This is a genomic window from Isoptericola sp. NPDC057191, assembly GCF_042670225.1.
Taxonomy (GTDB): domain Bacteria; phylum Actinomycetota; class Actinomycetes; order Actinomycetales; family Cellulomonadaceae; genus Isoptericola.
Window position 1 is genome coordinate 1 of sequence record NZ_JBHUWC010000186.1, and the last position, 8,050, is coordinate 8,050.

At 73.0% G+C, this 8,050-nt stretch carries 10 protein-coding genes; 5 read left to right on the forward strand and 5 right to left on the reverse strand.

Annotated features, from left to right (window positions below; genetic code table 11):
• Positions 1-72 precede the first annotated feature (72 nt).
• The 3 genes from ACFT55_RS17315 to ACFT55_RS17325 all read right to left on the reverse strand — a co-directional run bounded on the left by ACFT55_RS17315 (position 73) and on the right by ACFT55_RS17325 (position 1,902).
• Positions 73-894 (reverse strand): exodeoxyribonuclease III, encoded by an 822-nt coding sequence (locus ACFT55_RS17315; protein WP_380245082.1) that lies wholly within the window; start codon positions 892-894, stop codon positions 73-75.
• A gap of 75 nt (positions 895-969) precedes the next feature.
• Positions 970-1,509, reverse strand: coding sequence for an ImmA/IrrE family metallo-endopeptidase (locus ACFT55_RS17320; protein WP_380245083.1), 540 nt, complete (start codon positions 1,507-1,509; stop codon positions 970-972).
• A gap of 3 nt (positions 1,510-1,512) precedes the next feature.
• On the reverse strand, positions 1,513-1,902 hold the full coding sequence (locus ACFT55_RS17325) for a helix-turn-helix domain-containing protein (RefSeq protein WP_380245084.1): 390 nt from the start codon (positions 1,900-1,902) through the stop codon (positions 1,513-1,515).
• A 91-nt stretch (positions 1,903-1,993) separates the two neighbouring features.
• Here ACFT55_RS17325 and ACFT55_RS17330 point away from each other — a divergent pair, with 91 nt between their 5' ends.
• From ACFT55_RS17330 to ACFT55_RS17340, 3 genes are all read left to right on the forward strand, one after another.
• Complete coding sequence (locus ACFT55_RS17330) at positions 1,994-2,251, forward strand: helix-turn-helix domain-containing protein (RefSeq protein WP_380245085.1); 258 nt, start codon at positions 1,994-1,996, stop codon at positions 2,249-2,251.
• Positions 2,252-2,344: 93 nt separating this feature from the next.
• A complete protein-coding gene (locus ACFT55_RS17335) occupies positions 2,345-3,283 on the forward strand; it encodes a hypothetical protein (RefSeq protein WP_380245086.1) in 939 nt (312 codons plus the stop codon).
• A 28-nt stretch (positions 3,284-3,311) separates the two neighbouring features.
• On the forward strand, positions 3,312-3,560 hold the full coding sequence (locus ACFT55_RS17340) for a hypothetical protein (RefSeq protein ID WP_380245087.1): 249 nt from the start codon (positions 3,312-3,314) through the stop codon (positions 3,558-3,560).
• Between the two features lie 96 nt (positions 3,561-3,656).
• Here ACFT55_RS17340 and ACFT55_RS17345 read toward each other — a convergent pair whose 3' ends face one another.
• A complete protein-coding gene (locus ACFT55_RS17345; RefSeq protein WP_380245088.1) occupies positions 3,657-4,139 on the reverse strand; it encodes a VOC family protein in 483 nt (160 codons plus the stop codon).
• A 125-nt stretch (positions 4,140-4,264) separates the two neighbouring features.
• Here ACFT55_RS17345 and wecB point away from each other — a divergent pair, with 125 nt between their 5' ends.
• Complete coding sequence (wecB, locus tag ACFT55_RS17350) at positions 4,265-5,644, forward strand: non-hydrolyzing UDP-N-acetylglucosamine 2-epimerase (protein ID WP_380245089.1); 1,380 nt, start codon at positions 4,265-4,267, stop codon at positions 5,642-5,644.
• Positions 5,641-7,056 (forward strand): glycosyltransferase, encoded by a 1,416-nt coding sequence (locus ACFT55_RS17355; protein WP_380245090.1) that lies wholly within the window; start codon positions 5,641-5,643, stop codon positions 7,054-7,056. Before wecB ends, ACFT55_RS17355 begins: the two co-directional genes overlap by 4 nt.
• A 13-nt stretch (positions 7,057-7,069) precedes the next feature.
• Here the strand turns inward: ACFT55_RS17355 and ACFT55_RS17360 are convergent, their stop codons facing one another.
• Positions 7,070-7,933, reverse strand: a complete 864-nt coding sequence (locus ACFT55_RS17360; protein ID WP_380245091.1) for a PPK2 family polyphosphate kinase — start codon at positions 7,931-7,933, stop codon at positions 7,070-7,072.
• Between the last annotated feature and the right edge of the window lie 117 nt (positions 7,934-8,050).

Here is an 8,050-nt window from a genome sequence, read left to right on the forward strand (position 1 = left end):
CTTCCCCGGCCGGGGCAGGGGCCACGCGTCCGCTCACAGCACCGGCGCCACCACCGGGGCCCACCACCGGGGCTACAGGTCGTAGGTGGCGATCACCGGAGCGTGGTCGCTCCAGCGCTCCTCGTAGGTCGGCGCACGGTCGACCTCGACCTTGACGGCCCGGGCCGCGAGCGCGGGAGAGGCCAGCTGGTAGTCGATCCGCCAGCCGCGGTCGTTGGCGTAGGACTGCCCGCGCCACGACCACCAGGTGTAGGGGCCGGGCCCCTCGCCGCCGTGCACCCGGCCCAGGTCGGCCCACCCGAGCTCGTCGAGCCAGCGGTCGACGTACGCCCGCTCCTCCGGCAGGAACCCCGCGTTCTTGAGGTTGCCCTTCCAGTTCGCGATGTCGACGTTGCGGTGGGCGACGTTCAGGTCGCCCGCCACGACCGCCGGGTGGTCGCCGACCGCGAGCTCCGCGAGGCGCGCGGTGACCTTGTCGAGATGGGCGTACTTGGCCGTCATCGTGTGCTCCTGGCCGGGGCCGTTGGAGCCGGAGTGCAGGTAGGCGGAGACGGCGGTCAGCAGGCCGCCGCCGGGCAGCTCGACGTCGGCCTCGACCCAGCGCCCGGTGTCGACGGGCGGCTCGGGCTCGCCGGCCGGGCCGTGGGCGGCGAGGCCGGCACGGACCGCGTGCAGCGGCAGCCGGGAGGCGACAGCGACGCCGGCACGTCCCTTGATCTCGCTGGGCAGGTGCGCGACGTGCCAGCCGGCGAGGAGCTCGTGCACCAGCTCGTCCGGCGCGCGGACCTCCTGCAGCAGCAGGACGTCCGGGTCGCGGGTGACCAGCCAGGTGTCCATGCGGCGGCGGAACGCGGCACGGATGCCGTTGACGTTGGCGGTGGCGACGGTGATCAAGGGGGTTTGCTCCGGGAGTAGGTGGCGCGGCTGCTCGGCGTCCGAGGCTACCTGGCGTCGCCGCTCGGACCGGCATCACGACGTCGGCGTCGGAGCGGCCCGGCCGGCGGTGCGCGGGCCGCGGGTCGTCAGCGGGGGCCGAGGGCCCGCCCGCCTGGCCCCCGGCCGGGCGACGGGGCGCTCCCGCAGGTGCCGCACGTGGTCCCCGTAGACGCGCGCGTCCTTGATGGCGGGGAGGCGGCGCACGAGTCCCTGCCACGCGGCGACCACCTCGGCCGTGCGGCCCAGCTCTGCGGCGATCGCACCCGCGTGGGCGCCGGTGGCGCGCTCCGCGGCGGCGTACGCCCGCGGGTCGATGAGCAGGCAGGCCGCGTACTCGTTCGCCTGGCGCTCGTCGTGCGGGTCCCCGTGCAGGAGCCCGACCGGCGGGTGGCCGTACCAGGCGTGCCCGAGCTCGTGCGCGAGCGTCGAGCGTTGCTGCGCCTCGCTCATCCAGGCGTTGAGGAGGATCACGCCCTCGTCGAGGAGGAGGAGGCCGCGCACGTGCTCACCCAGCCCGCGGTCCCACGCGACGTACAGGTCCCGCTCGGCGGCGAGGTCCAGCAGCGCCCGCACGGCTCAGCCTCCCGCCTGGCCCTGCTCGTCGAAGATCGAGGTGTCGTCGTGGTGCGCGACCGCGCGCAGCCCCCGGACCTCGTCCTCCGGCCGGATCGACGCGACGCGCGCGTCCGGCCTGGGAGGCGCGGACGCCGCGAGCGCGGCGGCCTCCTCGGCGCGGCGCACGAGGTCCGCGAGCCCGATGCCGACCTCGCGGGCGATCCGCCACACGTCCGCGACCGTCGCCGACGCGACGCCGCTGGACCGCTCGATCCGACCCAGCGTCGACACGGAGATGCCGACCCGCGACGCCAGCTCGGCGCGGGTGAGCCCCCGCCGGGCCCGCCATGCCCGCACCTCGCTGCCCAGCGCATACAGGAAGTCGGCCTCCGAGTACTCCGTGTCACCCATGCGACACAACGTAGCCGCTGCGCCACGATTGCACCAGATCTGGCACGACGAGCGGTTGACGCGGTCACATATGACCCCTAGCGTTCCAGTCATGACACCGACGACGTCGCTGAACACCGAGGCACTGGCGATCGGGCATGCGGTCAAGGCGGCGATCTCGCACGCGGGCCTCTCCCAGGTGGAGATCGCCGACGACGCCGGCATCGCGCTCACCAGCCTGTCCCGGCGCCTGAACGGGCACATCCCGTTCACGTTCCCCGAGCTCGTCCGTGTCTGCCGGGTGCTCGACCTCAACGTCGGGGACCTGGCGGAACGAGCGGAACGCATCGCGGCCGAGCTCTCCTCCTGACGACGCGGACGGCCCCGGCCTGGCCGCCCCGCGCCCGCACGACCCCACCCCCAGCGCACAGGTCTTCCCCATCGGCACGACGAAGGAACCCGTATGGAACGACACACCCAGATCCGCGCTGCGGTCGCCGGGACGCTCACCCTCGCGATGATCGGCGTCGGGACCACCGCGGTCGCGGCAGAGGACCCGACCGACAAGGTCGCCGACCTCATCGACAAGGTCGCACCCCACCAGGGTGAGGTGGTCGACGTCGAGGCACACGGCGCGGCTGTCCGGACCAGGACAGACATGGTGACGACGACCGTCCCGCTCGACCCCGACGCGCCGGTCTCCCTGACGAGCCACGACGCCGCGACGCCCTCCCTCGAGGTGAACCTCCCCGACGACCTCTCGCTCGACACAGGGACGGTGGCGGACGACGGCACCGTCGTCTACCACGCGCCCGGCCGCGAGACGAGCGCCGCCGTGCAGAACCTCGACGACGGCTCGGTGCGCCTGCAGACGATCACCGCCGACCCTGACGGGCAGCGCAGGTTCACCTACACGTTCGGCGACGACGTCATGCTGTCCCAGGCCGGCGACGGCACGGTCGAGCTGCTCGCCCCGCGCGAGGAGGGCGGTGCGATCGTGCTGGGCCTGGTCGACCGCCCGTGGGCCGCCGACGCCGCCGGCCGGCCGGTCGACACCGAGTACCGGGTGGTTGGCGACGCCCTCGTCCAGACGATCCACCCCGACGCCGCCACCGTGTACCCCGTGGTGGCCGATCCCCGGGTGGACCCCGGGTTCGCCACCCTCACGGTCCGGTTCACGAAGAAGGAGACCCGCAAGCTGCGGGACGGGGCCACCGCGGGCCTCCTGGCGGCCTGGCTGCCGTTCCCCTTCGGCGCAATGGTCGCGACCGCCTCGTACCTCGTCCAGCGGCAGGCGAGGTCTGCGGCCTCGCAGCGCAAGTGCGTGAAGATCGTCATCTACGGCTATCCACCCGTGGCAACCTGGTGGCCCCACACCTACTCCGGCGGCTACTGCAGGTGACACCGGGGCAGCGGACGGGAGGTAACGCGTGATTCTGGCAGCCCTCGGCGGGGTGCTCTCCGCTGTGCTGACGGCCTGCGCCCGGACGGCTCGTCGCTGGTGGTGGTACGTGCTGTCGGCGGCGGTGACGATCCCCCTGCTGCTGATCGTCAGCTCCCGGGGGTCGGACGCCGCCGTCGGTGTGTTCCTGGCGCTCATCGTCGCCGGTGCGTGGGTACCGGAGACGGTCGTCGCGCGGGCCCGTCGGCGCGCCGGCAGGTCGGAGCCCACGGACTAGCGTGCCGCGGCCGCCTCGTGGGCGGCCGGGGTGGCGGCGCGCGGTGCACGCCCCCACCGGGTGTGGGGCGTGCACCGCGCGCCGGTCGCCGACCGATCACTCGCCGCGCGAAGCGGCCTCGAGCGCGGCGACGTCGATCTTGCCCATCTTCAGCATCGCGTTCATGACGCGCAGGTGGGCCTCGGTCGTGTAGTCGCCACTGAGCTCCTCGAGGCGCTTCGGGATCACCTGCCAGGACACGCCGAAACGGTCCTTGCACCATCCGCACGGCCCCGGCTCGCCGCCGTCGGAGGTGAGGATCTCCCAGTACCGGTCCACCTCGTCCTGCCCGTCGACCTGCAGGTAGATGCTGAACGCCTCGTTCAGGCGGAACTCCGGTCCCGCGTTCAGCCCGGTCACAGGGAGACCGGCTACGGTGAACTCGACGATGAACGGTTCGCCGGCCTCCGCCCCGGGCACCCCCTCGGGCGACGTGAGCACAGACTCCACCGACGATCCCGGGATGTGCTCGGCGTAGAAGCTCGCCGCCTCGTGCGCGCGGTTGTTGCCGAACCACAGGTGCGTGCGTGCGGTCACCATGGCCGCCCTCCTTCCGACGAGCACCGTCCCTCGCGGCCGGTGCGAGCACCCTTCCGACCGACAGACGAACCGGAACTCATCGGTGTCGGTGCACCCACCGGCCGTACGTCGACGAAGGTAGAGAGATGCCGCTTCCCGTCAGCCCCGAAGTCCTGGTCGTGCTGGGCACCCGCCCGGAGGCCATCAAGCTGTTCCCCCTGATCCGCCGCCTGCAGGAGCACCCCCGGCTGCGCCCCGTCGTCGTCACGACGGGCCAGCACAAGGAGCTGGTCGACTACGTGCTCCAGACCACGGGGTGCGACGTCGCCGCCGACCTCGGGGTGGGCCGGCCGGGCCTGACGCTCAACCAGCTCTCGTCGTCCGTCATCGCCGGCCTGGACGAGTTCGTCGCCGGCCGCTACGGCCCGCCGCCCGAGCACATCAGCGGCCGCGTCCGCGAGGACCGCTACCCCGCCGCCTGCATCGTGCACGGCGACACCTCCAGCGCGGCAGCGGCGGCCGTGGCGGCGTTCCACCTGCGCATCCCGGTGGGCCACGTCGAGGCCGGCCTGCGTACCGGCACCACGCTGTCGCCGTTCCCCGAGGAGCTCAACCGCCAGCTCGTGGGGCGCATCGCGTCGTTCCACGCGGCGCCGACACGCAACAACGTGCAGAACCTGGTGCGCGAGGGCGTCGACATCGGGCGGACCTACGTCACCGGCAACACGGGCATCGACGCGCTGCAGTGGGCCGCGGCCCGCGAGGTGGCCTACGGGCGCCCGGAGCTCGAGTGGCTCGAGCACGACACGACGACGCGCGTGGTCACCGTCACCGCCCACCGGCGCGAGAACTGGGGCGAGGGCATCACGGACGTCGCCCGAGCGGTGCACCGCCTGGCCGACGCCCACCCCGACGTGCGGTTCGTCGTCCCCGTGCACCCCAACCCCCGCGTCGCGCGAGCCATGCACGCCGAGCTCGACGACGTCCCGGAGGTGACCCTCACCGCCCCGATGGAGTACCTGACGTTCGCCCGGCTGCTGGCCCGCTCGACCCTCGTCCTCACCGACTCCGGCGGGATCCAGGAGGAGGCGCCGGCGCTGCAGGTGCCCGTGCTGGTGGCCCGCACCACCACGGAGCGCAGCGAGGGCGTCGAGGCCGGGACCCTCGAGCTCGTGGGCACCGACCCCGACACCATCGTCGCCGCCGCGACGCGCGTGCTGGGCGACCCGGCAGCCCACGCGGCGTTCTCCCGCCAGCCCAACCCCTACGGCGACGGGCACGCCGCCGAGCGCATCGTGGCCGCGCTGGAGCACCTCGTGTTCAACACGCCCGTGCCCCAGACCTCCGGTCCCGGCTTCGTGCGGGCCCAGGTCCTGGAGTGGGCGGGGTTCGCCCGCACCGACGCCCTCGACGGGCCCGCGTTCGTGCGCGAGCCCGCCCCCGTCGACCACGTGGCCCAGGACCTCGAGGACGTGGTGATCGCGCCGAAGTCCACCGTCGACCCGTACGACGCGGTGGGCGAGTGAGCGTCGTCGCGACCGCCACGACGGCGGCGGCCACCGCCCCCTGGTGGGACCCCTACCGCGGGATGCCTCCGGGCGTGCAGCTCCTCATGTGGTTCCTGCTCGCGGTCACCCTCGTCACGGTCGTCGTCCTCGTCTGGCTGGTGGTGCGCGCCTGGTTCGAGCGGCGGCGGCAGCGCCGTGCCGTCGAGCAGGCGCACGAGGACGAGTACCTGTGGGTCTTCGTGGTGCCCGCGCTGAACGAAGAGGTGACGATCGCCGACAGCGTGAGCCGACTCGTCGCCGTCGAGGCCACCCACAAGGCGATCGTCGTCGTCGACGACGGGTCCGACGACGGCACGCCGGAGGTGCTCGCCTGGCTGCGGGCCCAGGTGCCCGAGCTGCAGGTGCTGCGCCGCGAGCTCCCGAACGCCCGGGTGGGCAAGTCGGCGGGCCTCGACGACGCGTGGGAGTTCGTGCACGCGGAGGTGCTCGCCGGACGGTACGCCGGCTGGCCGACGACCAAGGTGATCGTCGGGGTCGTGGACGCCGACGGACGCATCCCGCCGGACGCCCCGCGCGCGCTGGCGGGCGCGTTCACCGACGAGCGGGTGGGCGGCGTGCAGGCGCTCGTGCGCATCTACAACCGCCGGCACTACCTGACCTGGGGTCAGGACGTCGAGTTCGGCGTGATGGCGTACGTGTACCAGCTCGGGCGCTCGGCGTGGGGCACGGCCAACATGGGCGGCAACGGGCAGTACGTGCGGCTCGCCGCCCTGGACGACGTCGTCGTGACCGAGAAGCTGCCGCCGGGCGTCGAGCGCGGCCCGTGGCGGGACCGGCTCACCGAGGACCAGGACATCGGCGTCCGCCTGATCCGCGCCGGCTGGCGCGGACGGCAGACGGTGCTGACCAGCGTGGAGCAGCAGGGCGTGACCCGGCTGCGCCGCCTGTTCAAGCAGCGCGTGCGCTGGGCGCAGGGCAACTGGCAGGCCTTCTCCCTCCTGCGTGGTGCGTTCCGGGCGCCGGTGTCGCTCGGCGCCCGGCTGGACCACGTCGCCTACCTGCTCATGCCCCTGCTGCAGCTGCTCATGGGTCTCGGCCTCGTGCTGTCCCTCGCGTTCTGGCTGTTCGGGGACGTGCCGTTCGTCTCCGGCTGGTGGCCGTCGCTGGTGTTCTTCGCGACGCTGACGCTGGTGCCGAGCTTCCTCACGCTGCTCATGACCACCGAGCCCGGCAGGCACCCGTTCCTGCGTGCCGTGTTCGGGCTGGTCCCGTACATGCTCTACACGTGGCTGCTGTGGCCCGTGGTCGTGGTGGCGCTGGTCCGCGAGCTGCTCGGCCACCGCGGGTGGACCAAGACGGACCGGGAACCGCTCGACGCGAACCTGCCCGGCGAGGCTGTCGACGACCCGGGACCGGTGCCCGCGAGCTGACCCAGGGGTCGCGTCAGGACGCGGCGAGACGCGCCTTCTCGACCTCGACGTCGAAGGTCGCGGCCGGCCACTGCGGGTCGATGTCCTCCAGCGCGTCCAGCAGGAGGGCCTGCACCGCGAGCCGCGCGTACCACTTCGCGTTCGCCGGCACGACGAACCAGGGGGCACGGTCGGTAGAGGTGCGCTCGAAGACGGTCTGGAAGGCCTCCATGTACCGGGGCCACAGCAGGCGCTCGTCGACGTCTCCCGGGTTGTACTTCCAGTGCTTGTCGGGGCGCTCGAGACGCTTGCCGAGCCGCTCCTTCTGCTCCTCGGGCGAGATGTGCAGCATGACCTTGACGATCCGCGTTCCCCGCGCGACCAGCTCCGCCTCGAACGCGTTGATCGCGCCGTAGCGGCGCTCGATCTCCTCGGGTGAGGCGAGCTCGCGCACCTTCCCGATGAGCACGTCCTCGTAGTGCGAGCGGTCGAAGACGCCGATGTACCCCGCCTCCGGGACCTCGCGCTCGACGCGCCACAGGAAGTCGTGCGCCAGCTCCTGCGGTGTCGGCTTCTTGAACGCCACCAGGTGCACGCCCTGGGGGTCCGTCGCGCCGATGACGTGCCGCACGATCCCGCCCTTGCCTGCCGAGTCCATGGCCTGCAGCACCAGCAGCACGGCCGGCGCGGACGGGTCCTCACGGCTCTGGGCGTACAGGCGCTCCTGCAGCTCGTCGAGCTCCTCCTCACCGGCGAGGAGGTCGGCCGCGCCGTCCTTCTTCTTGCCCTGGTACCCGGGCTTCGCGTCGGGGTCGACGTCCGCGAGGCGGAAGCCCTCCCCGACCCGCAGCAGCTCGCCCGGCTCGCCCGACCACCCACGCTGGCTCTTCGCGATCATGCAGAAATGATGCCCCCAGACAGGAAGCGCGTCGCGGGAGACGCGGACCTGGCCCGCGGCTGACCCCAGCGGACGCAACGAGCGTGCTGACTTGCTCCTCAAACCTGAGGTTTGAGG

Bases quoted from the DNA above. Each gene is read 5' to 3' on its own strand.
- ACFT55_RS17330 (WP_380245085.1), top strand. From the start codon at position 1,994: ATGACACCGACGACGTCGCTGAACACCGAGGCACTGGCGATCGGGCAT.
- ACFT55_RS17360 (WP_380245091.1), bottom strand. From the start codon at position 7,933: ATGATCGCGAAGAGCCAGCGTGGGTGGTCGGGCGAGCCGGGCGAGCTG.
- ACFT55_RS17325 (WP_380245084.1), bottom strand. From the start codon at position 1,902: ATGGGTGACACGGAGTACTCGGAGGCCGACTTCCTGTATGCGCTGGGC.
- ACFT55_RS17345 (WP_380245088.1), bottom strand. From the start codon at position 4,139: ATGGTGACCGCACGCACGCACCTGTGGTTCGGCAACAACCGCGCGCAC.
- wecB (WP_380245089.1), top strand. From the start codon at position 4,265: ATGCCGCTTCCCGTCAGCCCCGAAGTCCTGGTCGTGCTGGGCACCCGC.
- ACFT55_RS17335 (WP_380245086.1), top strand. From the start codon at position 2,345: ATGGAACGACACACCCAGATCCGCGCTGCGGTCGCCGGGACGCTCACC.